Origin of the sequence: Ramlibacter alkalitolerans, from assembly GCF_016722765.1 — a bacterium.
Lineage (GTDB): Bacteria > Pseudomonadota > Gammaproteobacteria > Burkholderiales > Burkholderiaceae_C > Ramlibacter > Ramlibacter alkalitolerans.
Genome location: NZ_JAEQND010000008.1, coordinates 56,420 through 76,941, shown reverse-complemented (window position 1 = coordinate 76,941; position 20,522 = coordinate 56,420). Strand labels below are relative to the sequence as shown.

General features: G+C 69.5%; 25 protein-coding genes. 15 read left to right on the top strand and 10 right to left on the bottom strand.

What is annotated here, in order from left to right; genetic code table 11:
- The first annotated feature begins 23 nt into the window (after positions 1-23).
- The 3 genes from ahcY to metF all read left to right on the top strand — a co-directional run bounded on the left by ahcY (position 24) and on the right by metF (position 3,161).
- Positions 24-1,460, top strand: coding sequence for an adenosylhomocysteinase (ahcY, locus tag JI746_RS15080; RefSeq protein WP_201690579.1), 1,437 nt, complete (start codon positions 24-26; stop codon positions 1,458-1,460).
- Positions 1,461-1,587: 127 nt separating this feature from the next.
- Complete coding sequence (locus tag JI746_RS15075; RefSeq protein ID WP_201690577.1) at positions 1,588-2,331, top strand: TlyA family RNA methyltransferase; 744 nt, start codon at positions 1,588-1,590, stop codon at positions 2,329-2,331.
- Entirely contained in the window at positions 2,331-3,161 is an 831-nt protein-coding gene (gene metF / locus JI746_RS15070; protein WP_201690575.1) for a methylenetetrahydrofolate reductase [NAD(P)H], read from the top strand. Before JI746_RS15075 ends, metF begins: the two co-directional genes overlap by 1 nt.
- Before the next feature lie 4 nt (positions 3,162-3,165).
- Here metF and JI746_RS15065 read toward each other — a convergent pair whose 3' ends face one another.
- Positions 3,166-4,053 (bottom strand): fructosamine kinase family protein, encoded by an 888-nt coding sequence (locus JI746_RS15065; protein WP_201690573.1) that lies wholly within the window; start codon positions 4,051-4,053, stop codon positions 3,166-3,168.
- A 113-nt stretch (positions 4,054-4,166) separates the two neighbouring features.
- Between JI746_RS15065 and JI746_RS27685 the strand changes: the two genes are divergently transcribed.
- Together JI746_RS27685 and JI746_RS15055 are read left to right on the top strand one after the other, a co-directional pair.
- The gene (locus JI746_RS27685) at positions 4,167-4,754 is read left to right on the top strand and encodes a CAP domain-containing protein (protein WP_201690571.1); all 588 of its coding nucleotides are present in this window, start codon (positions 4,167-4,169) and stop codon (positions 4,752-4,754) included.
- Between the two features lie 91 nt (positions 4,755-4,845).
- Positions 4,846-5,319 (top strand): CAP domain-containing protein, encoded by a 474-nt coding sequence (locus JI746_RS15055; protein ID WP_236599866.1) that lies wholly within the window; start codon positions 4,846-4,848, stop codon positions 5,317-5,319.
- Here the strand turns inward: JI746_RS15055 and JI746_RS15050 are convergent.
- Positions 5,316-6,221 (bottom strand): 23S rRNA (adenine(2030)-N(6))-methyltransferase RlmJ, encoded by a 906-nt coding sequence (locus JI746_RS15050; protein ID WP_201690567.1) that lies wholly within the window; start codon positions 6,219-6,221, stop codon positions 5,316-5,318. The genes JI746_RS15055 and JI746_RS15050 overlap by 4 nt on opposite strands.
- Before the next feature lie 284 nt (positions 6,222-6,505).
- Here JI746_RS15050 and rplM point away from each other — a divergent pair, with 284 nt between their 5' ends.
- The 5 genes from rplM (at position 6,506) to erpA (ending at position 9,113) form a co-directional block, all read left to right on the top strand.
- Entirely contained in the window at positions 6,506-6,937 is a 432-nt protein-coding gene (gene rplM, locus JI746_RS15045) for a 50S ribosomal protein L13 (protein WP_201690565.1), read from the top strand.
- An 11-nt stretch (positions 6,938-6,948) separates the two neighbouring features.
- Complete coding sequence (gene rpsI / locus JI746_RS15040) at positions 6,949-7,341, top strand: 30S ribosomal protein S9 (RefSeq protein ID WP_201690563.1); 393 nt, start codon at positions 6,949-6,951, stop codon at positions 7,339-7,341.
- Positions 7,342-7,535: 194 nt separating this feature from the next.
- On the top strand, positions 7,536-8,243 hold the full coding sequence (locus JI746_RS15035; RefSeq protein WP_201690561.1) for a DUF6776 family protein: 708 nt from the start codon (positions 7,536-7,538) through the stop codon (positions 8,241-8,243).
- A 26-nt stretch (positions 8,244-8,269) separates the two neighbouring features.
- Complete coding sequence (locus JI746_RS15030) at positions 8,270-8,680, top strand: bactofilin family protein (protein ID WP_201690560.1); 411 nt, start codon at positions 8,270-8,272, stop codon at positions 8,678-8,680.
- Positions 8,681-8,738: 58 nt separating this feature from the next.
- A complete protein-coding gene (gene erpA / locus JI746_RS15025) occupies positions 8,739-9,113 on the top strand; it encodes an iron-sulfur cluster insertion protein ErpA (RefSeq protein ID WP_201690559.1) in 375 nt (124 codons plus the stop codon).
- 67 nt (positions 9,114-9,180) lie between these two features.
- Here erpA and JI746_RS15020 read toward each other — a convergent pair whose 3' ends face one another.
- A complete protein-coding gene (locus tag JI746_RS15020) occupies positions 9,181-10,290 on the bottom strand; it encodes an anhydro-N-acetylmuramic acid kinase (RefSeq protein ID WP_201690558.1) in 1,110 nt (369 codons plus the stop codon).
- A gap of 239 nt (positions 10,291-10,529) precedes the next feature.
- Positions 10,530-11,885, bottom strand: a complete 1,356-nt coding sequence (locus JI746_RS15015) for a M23 family metallopeptidase (protein WP_201690557.1) — start codon at positions 11,883-11,885, stop codon at positions 10,530-10,532.
- A gap of 189 nt (positions 11,886-12,074) precedes the next feature.
- Here JI746_RS15015 and tyrS point away from each other — a divergent pair, with 189 nt between their 5' ends.
- From tyrS to vapC, 3 genes are read left to right on the top strand one after another with little or no spacing between them, the layout of a single operon-like run.
- Positions 12,075-13,310, top strand: coding sequence for a tyrosine--tRNA ligase (tyrS, locus tag JI746_RS15010; protein ID WP_201690556.1), 1,236 nt, complete (start codon positions 12,075-12,077; stop codon positions 13,308-13,310).
- A 41-nt stretch (positions 13,311-13,351) separates the two neighbouring features.
- Positions 13,352-13,651 carry a type II toxin-antitoxin system VapB family antitoxin gene (locus JI746_RS15005; protein WP_201690555.1) on the top strand — a complete coding sequence of 100 codons (300 nt, stop codon included), beginning with the start codon at positions 13,352-13,354 and terminating at the stop codon, positions 13,649-13,651.
- Entirely contained in the window at positions 13,651-14,058 is a 408-nt protein-coding gene (vapC, locus tag JI746_RS15000; RefSeq protein WP_201690554.1) for a type II toxin-antitoxin system VapC family toxin, read from the top strand. The genes JI746_RS15005 and vapC overlap by 1 nt, the downstream gene beginning before the upstream one ends.
- A gap of 1 nt (position 14,059) precedes the next feature.
- Here vapC and JI746_RS14995 read toward each other — a convergent pair whose 3' ends face one another.
- The 4 genes from JI746_RS14995 to JI746_RS14980 form a co-directional block, all read right to left on the bottom strand.
- Positions 14,060-14,722 (bottom strand): ankyrin repeat domain-containing protein, encoded by a 663-nt coding sequence (locus JI746_RS14995; protein WP_201690994.1) that lies wholly within the window; start codon positions 14,720-14,722, stop codon positions 14,060-14,062.
- 17 nt (positions 14,723-14,739) lie between these two features.
- On the bottom strand, positions 14,740-15,231 hold the full coding sequence (locus tag JI746_RS14990) for a GlcG/HbpS family heme-binding protein (protein ID WP_201690552.1): 492 nt from the start codon (positions 15,229-15,231) through the stop codon (positions 14,740-14,742).
- Between the two features lie 125 nt (positions 15,232-15,356).
- Positions 15,357-15,989: a response regulator transcription factor gene (locus JI746_RS14985; RefSeq protein ID WP_201690550.1), complete on the bottom strand. Its 633-nt coding sequence runs from the start codon at positions 15,987-15,989 to the stop codon at positions 15,357-15,359.
- A complete protein-coding gene (locus JI746_RS14980; protein ID WP_201690549.1) occupies positions 15,986-17,440 on the bottom strand; it encodes a sensor histidine kinase in 1,455 nt (484 codons plus the stop codon). Before JI746_RS14980 ends, JI746_RS14985 begins: the two co-directional genes overlap by 4 nt.
- A 40-nt stretch (positions 17,441-17,480) precedes the next feature.
- Here JI746_RS14980 and JI746_RS14975 point away from each other — a divergent pair, with 40 nt between their 5' ends.
- Positions 17,481-18,398 (top strand): cation diffusion facilitator family transporter, encoded by a 918-nt coding sequence (locus JI746_RS14975; RefSeq protein WP_201690548.1) that lies wholly within the window; start codon positions 17,481-17,483, stop codon positions 18,396-18,398.
- Positions 18,398-18,838 (top strand): D-aminoacyl-tRNA deacylase, encoded by a 441-nt coding sequence (gene dtd, locus JI746_RS14970; RefSeq protein WP_201690547.1) that lies wholly within the window; start codon positions 18,398-18,400, stop codon positions 18,836-18,838. Before JI746_RS14975 ends, dtd begins: the two co-directional genes overlap by 1 nt.
- 290 nt (positions 18,839-19,128) lie before the next feature.
- On the opposite strand, the gene ybeY is transcribed toward dtd, so the two are convergent.
- Both ybeY and JI746_RS14960 read right to left on the bottom strand, forming a co-directional pair.
- Positions 19,129-19,572 (bottom strand): rRNA maturation RNase YbeY, encoded by a 444-nt coding sequence (gene ybeY, locus JI746_RS14965; RefSeq protein WP_408004104.1) that lies wholly within the window; start codon positions 19,570-19,572, stop codon positions 19,129-19,131.
- A complete protein-coding gene (locus tag JI746_RS14960; RefSeq protein ID WP_201690546.1) occupies positions 19,569-20,510 on the bottom strand; it encodes a PhoH family protein in 942 nt (313 codons plus the stop codon). Before JI746_RS14960 ends, ybeY begins: the two co-directional genes overlap by 4 nt.
- Between the last annotated feature and the right edge of the window lie 12 nt (positions 20,511-20,522).

The window sequence follows — 20,522 nt, the reverse complement described above, 5'->3', positions numbered from 1 at the left end:
CACCACTTCGTTCCGGAGCCACCATGAACGCCGTTCTCAAGACCGCCGCGCCTGCCGACTGCGCGATCACCGACCTGTCGCTGGCCGACTGGGGCCGCAAGGAAATCCGCATCGCCGAAACCGAGATGCCGGGCCTGATGGCCATCCGCCAGGAATTCGCCCAGGCCCAGCCGCTGAAGGGCGCGCGCATCACCGGCTCGCTGCACATGACGATCCAGACGGCCGTCCTGATCGAGACGCTGCAGGCCCTGGGCGCCCAGGTGCGCTGGGCCTCCTGCAACATCTTCTCCACCCAGGACCACGCCGCCGCAGCCATCGCCGCCAGCGGCACGCCCGTTTTCGCCAAGAAGGGCGAGTCGCTGGAAGAGTACTGGGACTACACGCACCGCATCTTCGACTTCGGCGCCAAGGGCAGCGAGGGCGAAGGCCCCAACATGATCCTGGACGACGGCGGCGACGCCACGCTGCTGATGCACCTGGGCCAGCGCTGCGAGAAGGACATGTCGCTGATCGACACGCACTCCTCCGAGGAAGAGCGCATCCTGCACAACGCCATCCGCGCCAAGCTGAAGGAAGACCCGAGCTGGTACAGCCGCAAGTCGGCCCAGATCATCGGCGTGACCGAGGAGACCACGACCGGCGTGCACCGCCTGCAGGACATGGCCGCCAACGGCAAGCTGAAGTTCCGCGCCATCAACGTCAACGACTCGGTCACCAAGAGCAAGTTCGACAACCTGTACGGCTGCCGCGAATCGCTCGTCGACGGCATCAAGCGGGCCACCGACGTGATGATCGCCGGCAAGGTCGCCCTGGTCGCCGGCTACGGCGACGTGGGCAAGGGTTCGGCCCAGGCACTGCGCGCGCTGTCGGCGCAGGTGTGGGTCACCGAGATCGACCCGATCAACGCGCTGCAGGCCGCCATGGAAGGCTACCGCGTGGTGACGCTGGACTACGCTGCGGACAAGGCGGACATCTTCGTCACCTGCACCGGCAATCGCGACGTCATCACCTACGCCCACATGGCGAAGATGAAGGACCAGGCGATCGTCTGCAACATCGGCCACTTCGACAACGAGATCGACGTCGCTTCGCTGGAGAAGAAGTGCCAGTGGGACGAGATCAAGCCGCAGGTCGACCACGTAATCTTCGAAGGCGGCAAGCGCATCATCCTGCTCGCGAAGGGCCGGCTGGTGAACCTGGGCTGCGGCACCGGCCATCCCAGCTACGTGATGTCCTCCTCCTTCGCCAACCAGACGCTGGCGCAGATCGAGCTGTTCACCAAGTCCTCCGAATACGAGGTGGGCAAGGTCTACGTGCTGCCCAAGCACCTGGACGAGAAGGTGGCGCGGCTGCAGCTGTCGAAGCTGGGCGCGCAGCTCACGGAACTGACGGACGCGCAGGCCGCGTACATCGGCGTGAGCAAGAACGGGCCGTACAAGGCGGATACGTACCGCTATTGAGACCTTCGTCATCCCCGCGAAGGCGGGGACCCAGGGCTCCCGATGCTCGCCGCGCGCGGCGAGTCTCCAAAGCCCTGGATTCCCGCCCGCGCGGGAATGACGGCGTTCGCACCGGTTGTTGAACATCATGCGTGCCGACCAACTCCTCGTCGATCGCGGCCTGGCCGCTTCCCGCTCGCAGGCGCAGCGACTCATCGCTGCCGGCGTGCGGTGGTTCGACGGCGCCCGCTGGATCGCCGTGGCCAAGAACGGCGACGAGGTCCCCGCGCAGGCGCAGGTCGAACTGCTGGACACGGCGGAAGCGCGCTACGTCTCGCGTGGCGGCCTGAAGCTGGAAGGCGCGCTGCGCGCCGCCGGCCTCGACGTCACGGGCTGGACCTGCCTGGACGTCGGCCAGTCCACCGGCGGCTTCACCGACTGCCTGCTGCAGCACGGCGCCGCGGCGGTCACCGGCGTCGACGTCGGCCACGGCCAGCTCCATCCCAAGCTGCGCCAGGACCCGCGCGTGGTGGCGATCGAGAAGGTCAACGCCCGCGACCTGCGCGACGAGCAGATCGGCGGCCACTACGACCTCGTCACCGGCGACCTGTCCTTCATCTCGCTCACCCTGGTGCTGCCGGCGCTGGCGCCGCTGGCCCGGCCCGGGGGCCACCTACTGATGCTCGCCAAGCCGCAGTTCGAGCTGCAGCCGCAGCAGATCGGCAAGGGCGGCGTGGTGCGCGATGCGTCGCTGTACCCGGTGGTCGAAGCGCGCCTGCGCGAATGCTGCGCCAGGCTCGGCCTGGCCGTGACCGGCTGGTACGACAGCCCCATTGCCGGCGGCGATGGCAATCGCGAATTCTTCCTGCATGCCCGAACCAGGAGCACCTGATGCTTCCGATCAGCCTCGAATTCTTTCCCCCCAAGACGCCGGAAGGCGCCGAGAAGCTGCGCGCCGCGCGCCAGGAGCTCTACGCGCTGCAGCCCGAGTTCTGCTCGGTCACCTACGGCGCGGGCGGCTCCACCCACGCGGGCACCTTCACCACCGTCGGCGAGATCCTCGCCGAGGGCGTGGAGGCCGCCAGCCACTTCTCCTGCATAGGCGCGACGCGCGCCAAGGTGTGCGACCAGCTCGCACAGCTCAAGGCGATGGGCGTCAAGCGCCTGGTGGCGCTGCGCGGCGACCTGCCCAGCGGCTACGGCATCGGCGGCGAGTTCCACTACGCCAGCGAGCTGGTGGAATACATCCGCACCGAATGCGGCAAGGACTTCCGCATCGAGGTCGCCTGCTATCCCGAGGTACACCCGCAGGCGAAGTCGCCGCAGGCCGACCTGCAGGCCTTCGCCACCAAGGTGAAGGCCGGCGCGGATTCCGCGATCACGCAGTACTTCTACAACAGCGACGCCTACTTCCGCTTCGTCGAGGAAGCGCACAAGGCCGGTGTCCGCGTGCCGGTGGTGCCGGGCATCATGCCGATCATCAATTCCAGCCAGCTGCTGCGCTTTTCCGACAGCTGCGGCGCCGAGGTCCCGCGCTGGATCCGCCTGCGGCTGCAAAGCTTCGGCGACGACAGCGCCTCGATCCGCGCCTTCGGCGTCGACGTGGTCGCTGACCTGTGCGAGCGCCTGATCCGCGGCGGCGCGCCGGGCCTGCACTTCTACACGATGAACCAGGCGGCGGCGACGCTGGCGGTGGCGGGGCAGATCGGAACGGTGCGCTGAAGCTTCAGGCCAGCGCGCGTGCGGTGCGCAGGGCCTGCTGCACGTAGCTGCCGCCGAACAGCACGGCGTGGTTCAGCAGGTGATAGAGCTGATAGAGCTGCGTGCGCCGCAGGTCCGGCCAGGTGCCGCCGGCACGCGCATATGCTTCGCGGAAGCCGCGCGGCGGGCTGCCGAACAGCTCCATCATCGCGAGCTCCGCCTGCGCGTCCGAGCACGACACGGCCGGATCGAAGATGACGGGCGTGCCGTCGGCCAGCATGCCCCAGTTGCCTTGCCACAGGTCGCCGTGGACCAGCGCAGCGCGGGGCGGCGGGCCCTCGGCCAGGAGTTGCGGCAAGGCATCGATCACGGCGTCGATCGCCAGGCGCAGGTCGCTCGCCGCATGGCGCAGCCGCTCGCGCATGGCGCGCAGTCGCGCCTGGCCGAAGAACGCGATCCACCCGGCTGCCGTGGGCGGATGCCTGGGCGTGTTGCGCTGCGGCGTCGCGCCGATGTAGTTGTCGCGCGTCCAGCCGAAGCCGGGCGGCCGCAGCGGCGGCGCTTGCGCGTGCAGGGCCGCCAGCGCCTGGCCGAAGCGGAAGCCGAACTCCGCGTCGGGCCGCACGAACTGCAGCCATTCGAGCGCCAGGATCACGCCGCCGCCGGGGCGTTCCAGCACGGCGTGGACGGTGGGGACGCGGACCGTGCGGGTCGCCGCCAGTGCGCGCAGGCCGTCGGCCTCGGCACGCAGCATGTCGGCGCCGGCTTCGGCGGCGCTTTTCAGGAACAGCAGGTCGCGGCCCTGGCGCGCTTCCCAGGTGTCGCAAAAGGCGCTGGCGCCGAGCGCCTGCAGCTGCCATCGCCCTCCCAGCAGCTCGCCGAGTTCCGGCAATGGTTCCTGCAGCTGTTGCATGCGCGCGATTGTGGGTTGCGCAAGAGTGAACGGCTGGGCCGCGAATGTATCGAATGCGCGGGTTTGTGACACCTTCGGTTCGCTGCTGCCGGGCCGCCGCTAAGCTCTTCCGTGTGAAAGCCATCGCCCCCTTCCTCATCGCCCCCTTCCTGCTTGCCGCCTGCGGCGAACGCGTGATCCAGCCGGCGCCGCTGGCCGTGCAGCAGGCCCCCGATACGTCGGCGCTCGGCGCCGGTGCAGCCACCGGCGTGCTCGGTGCCGGCCCCGCCATGCAGGCCTGCTCGCGGGTCGTCGTCGAAGACGTGCTCCAGCGGATCAACGCCGCCCGCGCTTCCGGCTTCCGCTGCGGACGCCGTGCGATGGGGCCCGTCGCGCCCCTGAAGTGGGATTCGTCGCTGTATTCGGCCGCCGAGCGGCATTCGGTGGACATGGCCAGGCGCAACTACTTCGAGCACCGCAGCCCCGACGGCGCCGACGTGAAGACCCGCGCCTCCGCCGCGCACTACAAGTTCAGGATGATGGGCGAGAACATCGCCGCCGGCGTGCACAGCATGCCCGAGGCGATGCAGGCCTGGTTCCAGAGCCCCGGCCATTGCGAAAACATCATGACCGCGGAGTTCCAGGACGTCGCCGTCGCCTGCGCCGTGCAAGCCGGAAGCGAGTGGGGCACTTACTGGACGATGGTGCTGGGGCGGAAATAGGCGGTTGCGATTTCGCCGCGGGAGCCTAGCTCATCCGTGGCAATCTCGCGCCATGCTTCACTTTGTTCCCCGGCCCTGGGTGGCCTGCGGCTTGCTCGCCCTGACTTGCGCATCGGCCGCCGATGCGGCCTTCCACACCAGCTGCAGCGTGCAGGTGCAGGAGGCGCTGCGGCGCATCAATGCGGCCCGCGCGCATGGCCAGCGTTGCGGCTGGCGCTCGATGCCGCCGGCGCCGCCCCTGCGGTGGGACGCGACCTTGCAGACCGTGGCCTTCGGCCATTCGCGCGACATGGCGCGGCGCAACTACTTCGACCACCGCAGCCCCGAAGGCCGCACGATCACCGAACGGGTGCGGGCCTCGCGCTACAAGTTCTCGGCGGCGGGCGAGAACCTCGCCGGCGGCGACCCGACGGTCGCGAGCGCCGTCCAGGGCTGGATCGAGAGCCCCTCGCACTGCGAGAACATGATGAACCCGCGCTACCAGGAAGTCGGCGTGGCCTGCGTGGGCAGCGCGAAAAGCCAATGGGGCACGTACTGGACGATGGTGCTCGGCCGGCGCCGCTAGCCGGCTGATTCCACCAGCTGCGACTGGCCCTTGCCGCGTCCGAGCACTTCGACCAGCGCAGGCAGCGCCTGCTGCAGGGCGGCCTTGAGCGTGTGCGGCGGGTTCACCAGGAAGACGCCGCTGGCGGTGAGGCCGGGCCGGGGCTCCGCCTCGCCGGGCGTGTGCGTCTTCGCGCGCTCGGGCGACTGGCCGATGTTCAGCACGGCATGGAGCCAGGGCTTGCCCGCCTGGTTCGCCAGCGTCTTGAGGCGGCGCGGCAGTTCGTGCGCCTCGGGCCGCGGGATCACGGGATACCAGATCATGTAGGTGCCGGTGGCGAATTTCTTCAGGCTTTCCTGCAGGGTCGCCGCGACGCGCACGTAGTCGTGCTTCAGCTCGTAGCTCGGGTCGATCAGCACCAGCCCGCGGCGCGAAGGCGGCGGCAGCAGCGCCCGCAAGGCCTCGAAGCCGTCGTCGCGCTTGAGCCCCACCTGGCGGCCGGCGTGCAGCTGCTCGATGTGGGCCGCCAGCGCCTTGCTGTCCGTGGGATGCAGCTCGAACAGCCAGAGCTTGTCCTTGGCATCCTGGCGCAGCAACGCCTGCGTCACGAAGGGCGAGCCGGGGTAGACCTTGGTCTTGCCGGCAGCGTTGAAGCTGGCGATCAGCGCCAGGTAGTCCGCCACCAGCGGCGGCGGCTCGGCGGCCAGCGGGCTCGCCACCAGCTTGAGGATGCCGTCCTGCGCCTCGCCGGAGGTGTCGGCGTAGTCGCTGTCCAGGCGGTAGAGGCCGGCGCCGGCATGGGTGTCGACCACCGTGATCGCCGACGGCTTGGCGGTCAGGTGCTTCACGGTCGCGATCAGCACCATGTGCTTGAGGACGTCGGCGTGGTTGCCGGCATGGAAGCCGTGGCGGTAGCTGAACATGCGGAGGATGGTACCTTTGCCGTCGTTCCCGCGCAGGCGGGAACCCAGGGCGTCCGGGGAAAGCGCGCCTTGCGCGCGCAAAAAAGCCCTGGATTCCGGCCTGCGCGGGAATGACGGCTTGGGCGTGGCCGCGAAACTTCGTATAATGCCGGGTTCCGCAGCGATTTCAGGTCCCGCGGCGGAAGCCGCCAGGCAACGCCTGGCACACCCCACCTAAGAGGTCCCCGCCAGAGGGACACCGACCGTGGAAAAGGACCTTTCCAGACCCAGCTCGAAAGACTTCAATGTCCACCACTGTCAGCGCCAAGCCCGCTGACGTGAAGCACGAGTGGTTTGTGATTGACGCCACCGACAAGGTGCTCGGACGGGTAGCCAGCGAAGCTGCCCTCCGACTGCGCGGCAAGCACAAGGCCATCTACACGCCTCACGTCGACACCGGCGACTTCATCGTCGTCATCAACGCATCCAAGCTGCGTGTCACCGGCACCAAGGAGACCGACAAGGTCTACTACCGCCACACCGGCTTTCCGGGCGGCATCCGCCAGCAGACCTTCAAGGAAATGCAGGCCAAGCACCCCGGCCGCGCGCTCGAGAAGGCCGTCAAGGGCATGCTGCCCAAGGGCCCGCTGGGCTACGCCATGATCAAGAAGCTGAAGGTGTACGGCGGCGCCGAGCACCCGCACAGCGCCCAGCAGCCCAAGCCGCTGGAAATCTGAGGAGCCACTGAATGATTGGTGAATGGAACAACGGCACCGGCCGGCGCAAGAGCAGCGTCGCCCGCGTGTTCCTGAAGAAGGGCTCCGGCACGATCACGGTCAATGGCCGCGACATCCAGGAATTCTTCGGCCGCGAAACCTCGATCATGATCGCCAAGCAGCCGCTGGTGCTGACCGGCAATGTCGAAACCTTCGACATCCAGGTCAACGTCCACGGCGGCGGTGAATCCGGCCAGGCGGGCGCCGTGCGCCACGGCATCACCCGCGCCCTGATCGACTACGACGCCGCGCTCAAGCCCCAGCTCTCCGCTGCCGGTTTCGTCACGCGCGACGCCCGCGAAGTGGAACGCAAGAAGGTCGGCCTGCACTCCGCCCGCCGCCGCAAGCAGTTCTCCAAGCGCTGATCCGCCCGCGGCCAGCTGCAACCCGAAAAAGCCCGGTTCGCCGGGCTTTTTCTTGCCCGCGCGGTTCGCGTTGTGGTGCCGAGACACGCCGGTGCGACCGGTCAACGAACACAGGAACAAGCTCTCGTCCGACACAAAGCTGCACAAGTGGAGACTTGCTGCGGCTGCCGCGTTTGGGCAGCATCCTCATCCATATGCGTTTCAAGCTGCTTCGCCGTAGGCTGACCATCAGCGCACCCCGCATGAAGGTGCGCAGCGCGATGCCCTGGCCCCTGCGCTGTGCGGGTGCCGCCATCGTGCTGGGTTTCTGCGGTGCCATCGGCCTCTGGGCCTTCGAACTGGGCAAGGACATCGCCGGCGTCGACCGCCAGGCGAAGGAAGAACTCGTGCGGCTGCGCGAGGAGGTCGTGGGCCTGCGCCAGGAACGCGATCGCGTGCAGTCGATCATCAACACCTCGGGCAGCGCGATCGTGGTCGAACGCGCGGCGCAGGAACGGCTGGCGACGCAGATCCGCACCCTGGAGGCGCAGAACCGCACCCTGCGCGAGGACCTGGGCTTCTTCGAGAAGCTGATGCCCGCCAGCGGCACCGGGGCCGTTGCCATCCGCGGCCTGCAGGCCGAGGTGCTCTCGGGCACGCAGCTCAAGTGGCAGGTGCTGGTGATCCAGCCCGTCAAGAACGCTCCCGAATTCCGCGGCAAGCTGGAAGTGAGCTTCTCCGGCACGCTGGACGGCAAGCCCTGGCTGATGGCCTTGCCGAGCGGGCCGCAACCGCTGCAGTTCCGCCAGTACCGGCGGCTGGAGGGCATGGTCGACCTGCCCCCCGATGCCGTCGTGAAGAATGTCTCGGCCCGGGTGGTGGAAGGCTCCGTGAGCCGGGCCGTCCAGAATGTGTCCCTGTAAGTCGTACGTCGTTGAGGAGCAAGCATATGTTCGGTAAGAAAGCCCAGCCGCCCATCAAGAGCCTGATCGCCCAGGGCACGCACATCGATGGCAACATGAAGTTCAACGAAGGCCTGCGCGTCGACGGCGAGGTCTTCGGCGACATCCACGCCACCTCCGAAGACGGCAGCCTGCTGGTGATCTCCGAAGCCGCGGTCGTGCAGGGCGGCATCGTCGCCGACCACGTGATCATCAACGGCACCGTGCGCGGCCCGGTGCATGCGCGCGAACTGCTGGAACTGCAGCCGCGGGCGAAGATCGACGGCGACGTCTCCTATGTCGCCCTTGAGATGCACCAGGGTGCCACCATCTGTGGTTCCCTGAAGCCGCTGATGGCAGGGGAGGCCTCCACCGAGGATGAAAAGCCCTTACTGAAGCTGGCGACAAAGAACGCCTGATGGACGGCCGAGCTGCGGCCGGCTTACCATTGGGGTCGATACCGTCGAAAGAGAGCCCATGAGCGCAGTCGCCGAACAAGTCACGCACGAAATGCCCGCCCCGCTGATCTTCACCGACAGCGCGGCGAACAAGGTTGCCGAACTGATCGCCGAGGAAGGCAACCCGGAGCTCAAGCTGCGCGTGTTCGTGCAGGGCGGTGGCTGCTCGGGCTTCCAGTACGGCTTCACGTTCGACGAGATCGCCAACGACGACGATACCGTGATGCAGAAGAACGGCGTCTCGCTGCTGATCGACGCCATGAGCTACCAGTACCTCGTGGGCGCCGAGATCGACTACAAGGAAGACCTGCAGGGCGCGCAGTTCGTGATCAAGAACCCGAACGCGCAGAGCACCTGCGGCTGCGGCTCGAGCTTCTCGCCGGGCGAGCACTGAGGCGGGAGCGGGAGAGCGATAGACGCAGCAGCGCTGGGGTTCCGGCGCTTCGCGCGTCACCGCCAGCCTACGCGGAATAGATTCCACCCAGCACACGGGCGCCTCTGGCGCCCGTGGTGCTTTCCAGGTCCAGTTTTTCCCCCTGCACGCACTTCATCGCCAGCCAGGCGAAGGCGGCCGCTTCCACCTGCAGCGGCGGCAGGCCTTCCTGCGCGCTGGAGACGACCTGGGCCAGCGGCAGCAGGCCAGCCAGGCGCCGCATCAGCTCGCCGTTGAGGGCGCCGCCGCCGCAGACGATCAGGCGCTGCAGGCCCGCGGCGTGCCGTTGGATATCGCCGGCGCAGGCGCGCGCGGTCAGCTCCGTGAGCGTCGCCTGCACGTCCTGCGGTGCGGCGGCGGCGAAGTTCTTCAGGTGCGCATCCAGCCAGGGCCGGTTGAACAGGTCGCGGCCGGTGCTCTTGGGCGGCGATTGGGCGAAGTAGGGCTCGGCCAGCAGGGCGGCGAGCAGGTCCGGCAGCACGCGCCCGCTGGCGGCCCAGCGGCCGTCGTCGTCGTAGGGCCGGCCGGTGTGCTGCAGGCACCAGGCGTCCATCAGGGCGTTGCCCGGCCCGCAGTCGAAGCCCTGCATGCTGCCCTCGGCGCGCAGCAGCGTCACGTTGGAGATGCCACCGATGTTCAGGACGCCCACCGTCGTGCCGGGCCGCGAGAACACCGCCTGGTGGAAGAAGGGCGCCAGCGGCGCACCCTGGCCGCCCGCCGCGACGTCGCGGCTGCGGAAGTCGGCCACGACGCGGATGCCGGCCAGTTCCGCCAGCAACGCGGGTTGCGCGAGCTGGATCGTGTAGCCGGTGCCGTCGAACATCCCGGGGCGATGGCGCACCGTCTGGCCGTGGGCGCCGATGGCGTCGATGGCCTCAGGCTGGAGCGCGGCCCCGGCGAGGAGCTTGGCTACCACTTCGGCGTACACCCGCATCAGCGCATTGCCGGCCAGCCAGGCGCGGTGCAGTTCGTCGGGCCCGGAGGCATTGAGCGCCATCAGCTCGGCCCGCAGGCCGGCATCGAAGCCGCTCGTCGCGTGCTGCAGCACCCGCACGCCCCCGGAGGAGAAATCCGCGACGACGCCGTCCACCCCGTCCATGGAGGTGCCGGACATCAGACCGATGAAGAGGTCCGCCATGGGCTGCATGCTACGTCGTCGGCGGGGAGGTGGGGACCCAGGGGCAGCTACGTCATCCGGTGCAGGCGAAGACGCAGGGGCAGCTACGTCATCCCCGCGAAGGCGGGGACCCAGGGCGCCCTGGATTCCCGCCTTCGCGGGAATGACGACGCTTCAGGGGGACGCCCTGGATTCCCGCCTTCGCGGGAATGACGAAGCAGGGGCGCCCTTCGCGGGAACGACGGCTCGGCGACCCGGCTTCAGCGCGCCGAGGCCAGCATGTTGGCCGAGGCGGCCACGGCGAGTTGCGTGCGCATGGCGTTGGCCACGCGGTCGAACTGCGGGCGGGCCTGCGCCGTCAGTTCCACCGGGGCGACATGGCGGCGCGCCACTTCCAGCGGATCGCGCTGCACGCCCTGTTCCTTGAATTCGAAGTGCAGGTGCGGCCCGGTGGCCCAGCCGGTCGAGCCGACCGCGCCGATGCGCTGGCCGCGCTGGACGACGTCGCCGCGGCGCACGTCGATGCGGCTCAGGTGGGCGTACAGGGTGGTGTTGCCCTTGCCGTGGTCGACCTCGATCACGTTGCCGTAGCCGTTCTGCACGCCGGTGAACTGCACCTGGCCGTCGCCGATCGTGCGCACCGGGGCGCCGCTGGGCGCGCCGTAGTCCACGCCCGTGTGGGCGCGCCAGGTGTGGTGGATCGGGTGGAAGCGCATCGAGAAGCCGCTGGTGATGCGGGTGACTTCCATCGGCGAGGCGAGGAAGGTGCGCTCCAGGCTGTGGCCCTGGAAATCGAAGTAGCCGCCGCGCTGCCCCGGCTGCTGGAACCATAGGGCTTCGAGCTGCCGGCCGGCGTTGACGAACTGCGCCGAGACCACGCGGCCGGTGCGCATCGGCTCGCCGTCGGCTTCGAGCGTCTCGTACACCACGGCGAAGCGATCGCCGCCGCGCAGGCGGTGGAAGTCGACGTCGCCGGAGAAGATGTCCACCAGCTGGTTGGTGACGGCATCCGGGATGCCGGCTTCGTCGACCGCCTGGAACAGCGTGTTGCGGATGCTGCCGCTGCCCACGCGCAGGGAGGCGACCAGCGGCGCGGTCTCGATGCGGCTGGCGAAGCTGCCGGACGGCTGGCGCTCGACCACCAGGCGCTTGAAGCTCGCCTCGTCGGCGGCCCAGCGCACCGTCAGGCGCAGCAGGCTGCGGCCGTCATCGGCCTCGACGACGACCAGCCGGCCGGGGGTGCCCAGCACCTGCGGTCGGGCGATCGGGTCCTGGCGCAGGAAATCCGCCGCGGCCGGGTCGTTCACGCCCAGGCGCGCCAGCAGCGATTCGGCGGTGTCCGAGGAGCGCACCGCTTCGTTGGTGAAGAGGCTGAAGCGGTGGGCGTCCAGCGCCTCCGCCTGTTCCTGCAGCGACAGGGGCTGCACGGTCTCGAGCACTTCGCGCACCGGCAGCAGGGAGGGATCCGGGCCGAGGGAAGCCACGGCGAAGGCGCCACCTCCGGCGGTCAGGAGCAGGGCGGCCACGAGCGCCGTGACCTGGCGGGGGTGGTGCTCCAGCGCGTGGCCTGCACGCGCAAGGATCCGCTCCCCCGCGGTCAACCAAGTTTGCTTCAACGTCTTCGTCCCAATTCTTGTCCCGGTGTGCAGGAGGCGTCCTACACCTTTGCCGGGCGATTCCCTTCACCATTGCGCGGTGCGCGCCGATGGCGGGGAGAGATAAAACCTGCCGCAACTAGAATCGGCAGACACAAAACGAGCCGCAGTATACCGACCTCAGCGGCGCCGCCCCCTGTAAAACCCCTTATGAATCAAGAAGCTGTTACACAAAAATTCCCGGTATCGGAAAAGGTCCGGGAGGCCTTGGCGGTCACCTTGCGGGGGGCGGAGGAGCTGATCCCGCAGGACGACTGGGTCCGGAAACTGGCCCGCTCCGAGGCGACCGGGGTGCCGCTGCGGATCAAGCTGGGTCTGGACCCGACCGCCCCCGACATTCATGTCGGGCACACGGTCGTCTTGAACAAGCTGCGCCAGCTGCAAGATCTGGGCCACACCGTGATCTTCCTGATCGGCGACTTCACGTCGATGATCGGCGACCCGTCCGGGCGCAACACCACCCGCCCCCCGCTGACGGCGGAACAGATCAAGGTCAATGCGGAGACCTACCGCGCCCAGGCCGACAAGATCCTCGATCCGGCCCGCACCGAACTTCGCTACAACAGCGAATGGAGCGACCCGCTGGGCGCCCGAGGGATGATCCAGCTGGCGGCCAGGTACACCGTGGCGCGCATGATGGAGCGCAACGACTTCCACGAGCGCTTCAAGGCCGGCACGCCGATCTCCATCCACGAGTTCCTCTATCCGTTGATGCAGGGCTACGACTCCGTGGCGCTGAAAAGCGACCTGGAACTCGGGGGCACCGACCAGAAGTTCAACCTGCTCATGGGCCGCCACCTGCAGGGGGAATACGGCCAGGAGCCGCAGTGCATCCTGACCATGCCGCTGCTGGAAGGCCTGGACGGCGTCGAGAAGATGTCCAAGAGCAAGGGCAACTACATCGGAATCGCCGAAGACGCAAACACGATGTTCGCCAAGGTGATGTCCATTTCTGACACCCTGATGTGGCGCTGGTACACACTTTTGTCATTTCGCAGCGAGGCGCAGATCGCCGCCCTGCGGCGGGAAGTCGAAGCCGGGCGCAATCCGCGCGACGCCAAGGTGATGCTGGCCAAGGAGATCACCGCCCGCTTCCACGACGCCGCGGCCGCCGAGGGCGCGGAGCAGGATTTCGTCAACCGGAGCAAGGGCGGGGTGCCCGACGAAATCCCGGAGTTGAGACTCGCCGGCGCGCCGCTGGGAATCGCGCAACTCCTGAAGCAGGCGGGGCTGGCCCCCTCCACTTCGGAGGCCAACCGGCTGATCGACGGCGGCGGGGTCCGCATCGACCAGTCGCCCGTGAGCGACAAGGGGCTGAAGCTGGAGGCCGGCACCTACGTGGTGCAGGTGGGCAAGCGCAAGTTCGCGCGGGTCGTGCTCGGATAGGCAGCGTTGACAAGCTGTACACGCCTTATATAGTGCGTGGGGTGCTGACCAACATCGACATCGACGAGAACCTGATCGCCCAGGCGATGCAGGTTTCCGGTGCCCGCACCAAGCGGGAAGTCGTCGACCGCGCCTTGCGCGAGATGGTGGCGCGGGCCAGGCGCCCTCGGCTGCGGGATATCTGGGGCCTCGCCACGGAAGACACCTACTGGCCCGACTACGACCCGAAGACGGATCCCGGGGAAGAACCAGGCAAGTACCGGGTCGAACAAGGCGTGGCCGGCTACAAGGTGGCTCCCCCGCTGCCGGATGCCAGGCCCCCGCGCGGCAAGAAGAAGTGATGCTGCTGCTCGATTCCAGCGTCTGGATCGACTCGCACCGGGGCCGTTCCACCGAGGCAACGCGCTTCGTCCAGATGCGCGACGATCACGAGGAGATCGCCACCACGGGCATCATCTTCCAGGAGGTCCTGCAAGGCATCCGGCTGGAATCCGAATACGAGCGCATGCGGCAGGTGCTGTGGTCCACGCTCATCCTGGAGCCGCGCGAACTCTCGACGTACGAGATTGCGGCGCAGTTGCACAGGTCGGCCCGGGCGACCGGGCTCACCATCCGAAAGCGGAACGACTGCCTGATCGCCGCCATCGCACTGGAGCATGGCGCGCTGCTGGTGCACAACGACCGCGATTTCGTTGCGCTCGCCCAGGTCGCGCCGGCCCTGATGATCTATCCGGGCCGGCCGAACTGAATCAGCGCGCCCCGGCCGCCTCCAGCATCTTCACCATCTCCGCGTACCCGCGCGCCTTGGCCAGCTGCAGCGGCGTGCGGCCTTCGCGGTCGGCGAGCTGCAGGTTGGCGCCGGCGGCGATCAGCGCCCGCAGCGTGTCCTGGTGGCGCGGGCCGCCGTCGCCCAGCACGACGGACTCGATCGCGGCCGTCCAGTGCAGGTTGTTGACGTGGTCCAGCGGGGCGCCGGCGGCAATGAGCTGCCGCACCACGCCCGCATGCCCCAGGTGGGCCGCCGCGATCAGCGCCGTGCCGTCGTAGCGGCTGGTCACCTGTTTCGCACTGGCCCCGAGGGAGAGCAGCAGGCGCAGCGTTTCCTCGTCGTTCGCCACCGAGGCGATCGTGACGGCGTCGTAGCGGTCGTGTTCCAGCAGGTCCAGGTCGGCGCCGGCCTTGGCCAGCGCCTGGATCGCGCCGCGCTGCTTCGCGAAGGTGGCGACGTGCAGCGGCGTGCGTCCGTGGCCGTCGCGCGCATTCAGCTCGCCGCGGGCCGCCGCCAGGCTGGCGACGCGGGCGGCGTCGCCCGCATGCGCCGCTGCATGCAGGCCCTGGTAGCGGGCCGCTTCCGCCGTGCTGGGGCCGACCTGCGCCTGTGCGCACGCGCCTGCCGCGAAGGCGGCTGCCATGAGCAGGTGATGCAGCTTCACTGCAGTTGCGCCTTGACCTTGTCGATGGCGGCGTTGGCGCACTGCTCGTCGAGGTGGCCACCCGGCGCGCCGCCGACGCCCACCGCACCGATCGTGTCGTTGCCGGCCTTGATCGGCACACCGCCCCCCAGCAGCAGGAAGCCGGGCAGGTACACCAGGTTGGCGCCGGCGGGGTTGGACTGCGCGCCCAGCATCATGGCCTGCGTCGCGTTGCGGGCGGAGGCCGAGGTCCAGGCCTTGCGCTCGCTGGAGGCCAGCGTGTGCGGGCCGGCGTTGTCGGCGCGCAGCACGGCGCGGACGATGCCGGCGCGGTCGACCACCGTGGCCGCCACCGCGTAGCCGTTCGCGGCGCAGGCATTCACGGCCTCGGTGGCGATCTGCTGGGCGAGCTGGGCCGTGATGCTGCGCTCGGTGCGCACCGCCTGGGCGGAAGCGGCGGTGGCGGCCAGGGCCAGGGAGGCGGCGAGGGTGGAAACGATGAGGCGCATGGAGTTCTCCGGTTCGTGTTGGCGGCCCGGGGCAGGCCGTGGGGAGAACTGTAGGCAGGCCCCCGCGGCTGCACCATTCGGCCGGCTACGCGCTGGACTCCGTAGATCTACGGAGCGGCCCCGGGCTACGAAGCGCCGCCGTCCTCGGCGATCAGCGCGGCATAGCGGCGCACCAGCTGCGCCAGCGATTCGGCCTGCAGCTTGGCGAACAGGTTGGCGCGGTGCGTCTCCACGGTGCGGGGCGACAGGGCCAGGGCCCGCCCGATCTCCTTGTTCGTGAGGCCCTCCACGATCAGGCCCGCCACTTCGCGCTCGCGCTCGGAGAGCTGCGCATAGCGCTCGCGCGCCGCACGGTCCGCCGCCACCCGCTCGCGCGAGCGCACGTGCTGGCGCACGGCCTGCTGCAGCGCCTCGAGCAGCGCCTCGTCGTCGACGGGCTTCTCCAGGAATTCGGCCGCGCCGCCCTTGAAGGCGCGCCGACACATCTCCACCGTGCCGTGGCCGGTGAGCATGATCACCGGCTGGTCCACGCCCTGCGAGGCCAGCGTCTCCAGCAGCGTGAGCCCGCTCATGCCCGGCATGCGCACGTCCAGCACGATGGCGCCGATGTCCTGGCGCGGGAACTCGCGCAGGAAGGCCTGCGGGTCGCCCCAGCCCTGCACGCGCAGGCCCACGGTGGAGATCAGCAGCGCCAGGCTGGCGCGCACGGCATCGTCGTCGTCGACCAGGTGCACAAGGGGAGACAGCGGTGCGTTCATGCGGAGGCCAGCGGCAGCCGCAAGGTGAAGGCGGCGCCGCGCGGGCTGCGCGCCTGCACGCCCAGGCGTCCGCCCATGCCGGCGGCGAGGCTCTCGCACAGGCTCAGGCCCAGCCCGAGGCCGTGCTCGCGGGTGGTGAAGAAGGGTTCGAAGATGCGCGGCAACACCTCGGGGGCGATGCCCGGGCCGCTGTCGCCCACGGTCAGCGCGCCCTGGCCGGACTCCTGCTCCACCCGCACCGAGAGGCTGCGCTCGGCCGGCGGCACCTGCTCCAGCGCCTGCAGCGCGTTGGTCAGCAGGTTGTGGATGATCTGCTCCAGGGCCACCGGCTCGGCCTTCACGGCGATCTCCTGCTCGCCCGTCTCCAGCCGCGGCGCGACCTGCCGGCGCGCGAACTCGGGCTCCAGCAGGTACAGCGCATTGCGCACCGCCCGCGACAGCACCACCGGCTGCAGCGCGGCACCCGTGGGGGGTCGCTCAACGCCGCGGCGCAGCCGCCCCAGCACGTCGGCGGCGCGGCGCGCCTGCTCCTCGGCCTGCCGCATGGCGCCGCGCGCCGTCTCCAGCTCGGGCGGCTCGTCCTGCAGCAGGCGGCGCGCGGCCTGCGTGTTCGCCAGCAGCGCGGCCAGGGGCTGATTGAGTTCATGCGCCATGCCGGCCGCCAGTTCGCCCAGCGTGTTCAGGCGTGCGACCTGCCCGAGGCGCAGCAGCTCCTCTGCCCGGCGACGCTCCGCGCGCTGCGCCCGCAGCCAGTGCCAGGCCGCCACGCCGGCGGCCATGGCGAGCGCCCACAGGGCGATCCAGCGCCACGGCAGGTCGGCCCAGCCGACGGCGCGTCGGGCCACCAGGTCGAAGGGCTGGCTCTCGGCGGCCAGGTGCTTGTGGAACGACAGGCTCCACAGCCCGGCGCGTTCGGCCCCGGGCTGCAGCAGGAACTGCTGGCCGCCGTGTTCCAGGGTCACGCGCACCGGGCTGGTCGGCGGGTCCATGGGCCACTCGTTCCAGGGCACGACCTTCTGCAGGTCGAAGGTGGCGGCGAAGCTGGCCGGCGCCGCGGCCAGCACCACGCGGTACCGGCCGCGCGCGAAGTCCACGTCGGCCAGCGCGGGCCGGCCCGCCACGCGCGAGCGCGCTTCGGCCGCGGCCAGCAGCGCGTCGTTCCATTGCGCATCGCGCTCGCGCCGCTGCACCGACAGGATCTGCGGGTAGAGGGCGGGCAGGCGCTGTTCCGCGGCCTCGGCGCCGGCCGGCGGCTGCAGCAGTGCCACGGTGGCGAGCACCGCCTCGTGCTGCACCACGCGCTGGCTCAGCAAGCGGTGCGCGATGCGCGCGTCGGTCTCGAACAGGTCCTGCAGGTGGGCCAGTTGCAGGCGCGCCAGCGCCGCGCCACCGAGCGCGGTGAGCAGGACCCACAGTGCGAGGGCGGCGCGATGGCGGCCGGGCAGGCGCATGCGCGGATTCTGGCATGCGGGCTGCCGGCACAATCGCGGCATGTCTCTTGCCAGTTCCGCCGGCCGCCTGGCGCCGCAGGTGCTGCTGCGATGGTCGATAGCCGTCGCCGTGCTCACCATCTCCCTGAAGACGCTCGCCTGGTGGCTGACGGACTCCGTCGGCCTGCTGTCCGACGCGATGGAGTCGCTCGTCAACCTGGCCAGCGCCGTGTTCGCCCTGCTGATGGTGAAGATCGCCCAGCGCCCGGCCGACGCCGGCCATCCCTACGGCCACCACAAGGCGGAATACTTCTCCGCCGGCTTCGAGGGCCTGATGATCATGGTGGCGGCCGCCGGCATCCTCTGGGCGGCGGTGCTGCGCCTGCTGGATCCGCAGCCGCTGGCGCAGCTCGGGATCGGCCTCGCCCTGTCGGTGCTGAGTTCCGCGCTCAATGGGGCGCTGGCGTGGGCCATGCTGCAGTCCTCGCGCCAGCACCGCTCGATGGCGCTGGAAGGCGACGCGCGCCACCTGTTCACCGACGTCTGGACCTCGGTCGGCGTGGTCGTCGGCATCAGCCTGGTGGCGCTCACCGACTGGCTGTGGCTCGATCCCGTGCTCGCGATCGGCGTCGCGCTGAACATCCTGCGCGAGGGCGTGCATCTCGTCTGGCGCTCCGCGCAGGGCTTGATGGACCAGTCGCTGGAGCAGGACGTGATCGAGGACATCCAGAAGACCCTGCTGCAGTTCAAGCACCGCACCATCCGCTTCGACCACGTGTCGACGCGGCGCTCGGGCAGCCGCCGCTTCGTGGACCTGCACATGCACATGCCGGCCCATTGGACCCTGGGCCGCGCCGCGGCCGTGCGCGGCGCGGTGGAACAGGCGCTCATGAGCGCCGTGCCGGGGCTGCGCTGCACGATCCAGCTGCTGCCCATGGACGTGGAAGCGCACTCGCAGGACGAGGAGGACCTGATCTGATGCTGGCCCTGATTCAACGGGTGCGCGAAGCGAAGGTGGTGGTGGCGGATCGCACGATCGGCGAGATCGGGCCGGGCCTGCTGGTGCTGGTGTGCGCCGAGCGCGGCGACACGCAGGTGCAGGCCGACAAGCTGCTCGCCAAGCTGCTGAAGCTGCGCATCTTCAGCGACGATGCCGGCAAGATGAACCGCAGCGTGCAGGATGTGGGCGGTGGGCTGCTGGTGGTCAGCCAGTTCACGCTGGCCGCCGACACGAGCGGAGGGAACCGGCCCAGTTTCACCAACGCGGCGGCGCCGGAGGAGGGGCGGCGGCTTTACGAGCATTTCGTGCAGCAGGCGCGGGCCGCGCATCCCGTGGTGCAGACGGGGGAGTTCGCGGCGGACATGCAGGTGCACCTGGTGAACGACGGGCCGGTGACGATTCCGTTGGCGGTGCGTTAGCTGGGGTTCGCGCGCTGGCGCGGCTCACCCCAGCCTACGGGGTCGGGGTGTGCTTTCCGCTTTCGTAGGCTGGCGGTGAGCCGCGAAGCGCGAACCCCAGCGTTCGGGCGGCTGTCGGGGACCGCACGCCGGACCGGAAGCCCTGGATTCCCGCCTTCGCGGGAATGACGCAAGGGAAACCCGTCATCCCCGCGCAGGCGGGGATCCAGAACCGCGTGCGCGCGGCCCGGAAGCCCGGGATTCCCGCCTTCGCGGGAATGACGAAAGAGCTTGCCTCAGGAGCGAAACCGTCAATACGGATCCGGATACCCCAGCGCCCCCATCAGCAGCACCTCCAGCGCCTCCATCTCCAGCGCCTCGCGCTCGCCGCGTTCATGGTCGTAGCCCTGCGCATGCAAGGCGCCATGCACCAGCAGGTGCGCGTAGTGCGCCTCCAGCGCCTTGCCCTGTTCCTTCGCCTCGCGCTCCACCACCGGCGCGCACAGCACCAGGTCCGCCGCCACCACCGGCTCGCGCGTGTAGTCGAAGGTCAGCACGTTGGTCGCATAGTCCTTGCCGCGGTATTCGCGGTTGAGGGCCTGCCCTTCCTCCGCGCCGACGATGCGCACGGCGATCTCCGCCGGCCCCTGCAAGGCCATGCCGACCCAGCGCCGGGCGCGCGCTGGCGTGACGATCCGGCGATGTTCGGCCGCGTTCGGGAAGCGGCCGAACTGCAGCGACAGCTGCAGCGTCACTTGTCGCCCTTGCGCGCCGCGTCGTAGGCGTCCACGATGCGCGCCACCAGCGGGTGCCGCACCACGTCGGCGCTGGTGAAGCGCGTGTGCGCGATGCCGTTGACGCGCTTGAGCACGCGTTCCGCATCGACCAGCCCGGACAGCGAGCCCTTGGGCAGGTCGATCTGGCTGATGTCGCCCGTGACCACCGCCTTGCTGCCGAAGCCGATGCGGGTGAGGAACATCTTCATCTGCTCCGGCGTCGTGTTCTGCGCCTCGTCGAGGATCACGAAGGCGTTGTTCAGGGTGCGCCCGCGCATGAAGGCCAGCGGCGCGATCTCCAGCGCGTTGCGCTCGAAGGCCTTGGTCACGCGGTCGAAGCCCATGAGGTCGTACAGGCCGTCGTACAGCGGCCGCAGGTAGGGATCGACCTTCTGCGTCAGGTCCCCGGGCAGGAAGCCGAGCTTCTCGCCCGCCTCCACCGCCGGCCGCGTGAGCACGATGCGCTGCACCGCGGCGCGCTCCAGCGCGTCGACCGCGCAGGCCACGGCCAGGTAAGTCTTGCCCGTGCCGGCGGGGCCGATGCCGAAGGTGATGTCGTGGCTGGCGATGTTGTCCAGGTACACGCTCTGGTTGGGCGTGCGCGCCTTCAGGTCGGAGCGGCGCGTGTGCAGCACCTGCGCGCCTTCGGCGTCCTCCTCCATGGCGACGTCGCCGGCCAGCATCAGCTGCACCTTTTCCTTGGAGATGCTGCGCCCGGACATCTCGTACATGGCCTGCAGCACGTTCAGTGCGCGGTCGGCCTTGGCCTTGGGTCCTTCGACGCGGAAATGCTCGCCGCGGTGCGTGATGCTGACGGTGAGCGCCTCCTCGATGGTCCTGAGGTGTTCGTCCATGGGGCCGCACAGGTGCGCGAGCCGGCTGTTGTTCAGGGGGCTGAAGGCGTGTCGGAGAATCAACGTGATAATCCC

Coding starts and splice junctions, on each gene's coding strand:
- ahcY (WP_201690579.1), top strand. CDS start 24: ATGAACGCCGTTCTCAAGACCGCCGCGCCTGCCGACTGCGCGATCACC.
- JI746_RS15075 (WP_201690577.1), top strand. CDS start 1,588: ATGCGTGCCGACCAACTCCTCGTCGATCGCGGCCTGGCCGCTTCCCGC.
- metF (WP_201690575.1), top strand. CDS start 2,331: ATGCTTCCGATCAGCCTCGAATTCTTTCCCCCCAAGACGCCGGAAGGC.
- JI746_RS15065 (WP_201690573.1), bottom strand. CDS start 4,053: ATGCAACAGCTGCAGGAACCATTGCCGGAACTCGGCGAGCTGCTGGGA.
- JI746_RS15050 (WP_201690567.1), bottom strand. CDS start 6,221: ATGTTCAGCTACCGCCACGGCTTCCATGCCGGCAACCACGCCGACGTC.
- rplM (WP_201690565.1), top strand. CDS start 6,506: ATGTCCACCACTGTCAGCGCCAAGCCCGCTGACGTGAAGCACGAGTGG.
- rpsI (WP_201690563.1), top strand. CDS start 6,949: ATGATTGGTGAATGGAACAACGGCACCGGCCGGCGCAAGAGCAGCGTC.
- JI746_RS15035 (WP_201690561.1), top strand. CDS start 7,536: ATGCGTTTCAAGCTGCTTCGCCGTAGGCTGACCATCAGCGCACCCCGC.
- JI746_RS15030 (WP_201690560.1), top strand. CDS start 8,270: ATGTTCGGTAAGAAAGCCCAGCCGCCCATCAAGAGCCTGATCGCCCAG.
- erpA (WP_201690559.1), top strand. CDS start 8,739: ATGAGCGCAGTCGCCGAACAAGTCACGCACGAAATGCCCGCCCCGCTG.
- JI746_RS15020 (WP_201690558.1), bottom strand. CDS start 10,290: ATGGCGGACCTCTTCATCGGTCTGATGTCCGGCACCTCCATGGACGGG.
- tyrS (WP_201690556.1), top strand. CDS start 12,075: ATGAATCAAGAAGCTGTTACACAAAAATTCCCGGTATCGGAAAAGGTC.
- vapC (WP_201690554.1), top strand. CDS start 13,651: ATGCTGCTGCTCGATTCCAGCGTCTGGATCGACTCGCACCGGGGCCGT.
- JI746_RS14995 (WP_201690994.1), bottom strand. CDS start 14,722: ATGGCAGCCGCCTTCGCGGCAGGCGCGTGCGCACAGGCGCAGGTCGGC.
- JI746_RS14990 (WP_201690552.1), bottom strand. CDS start 15,231: ATGCGCCTCATCGTTTCCACCCTCGCCGCCTCCCTGGCCCTGGCCGCC.
- JI746_RS14985 (WP_201690550.1), bottom strand. CDS start 15,989: ATGAACGCACCGCTGTCTCCCCTTGTGCACCTGGTCGACGACGACGAT.
- JI746_RS14980 (WP_201690549.1), bottom strand. CDS start 17,440: ATGCGCCTGCCCGGCCGCCATCGCGCCGCCCTCGCACTGTGGGTCCTG.
- JI746_RS14975 (WP_201690548.1), top strand. CDS start 17,481: ATGTCTCTTGCCAGTTCCGCCGGCCGCCTGGCGCCGCAGGTGCTGCTG.
- dtd (WP_201690547.1), top strand. CDS start 18,398: ATGCTGGCCCTGATTCAACGGGTGCGCGAAGCGAAGGTGGTGGTGGCG.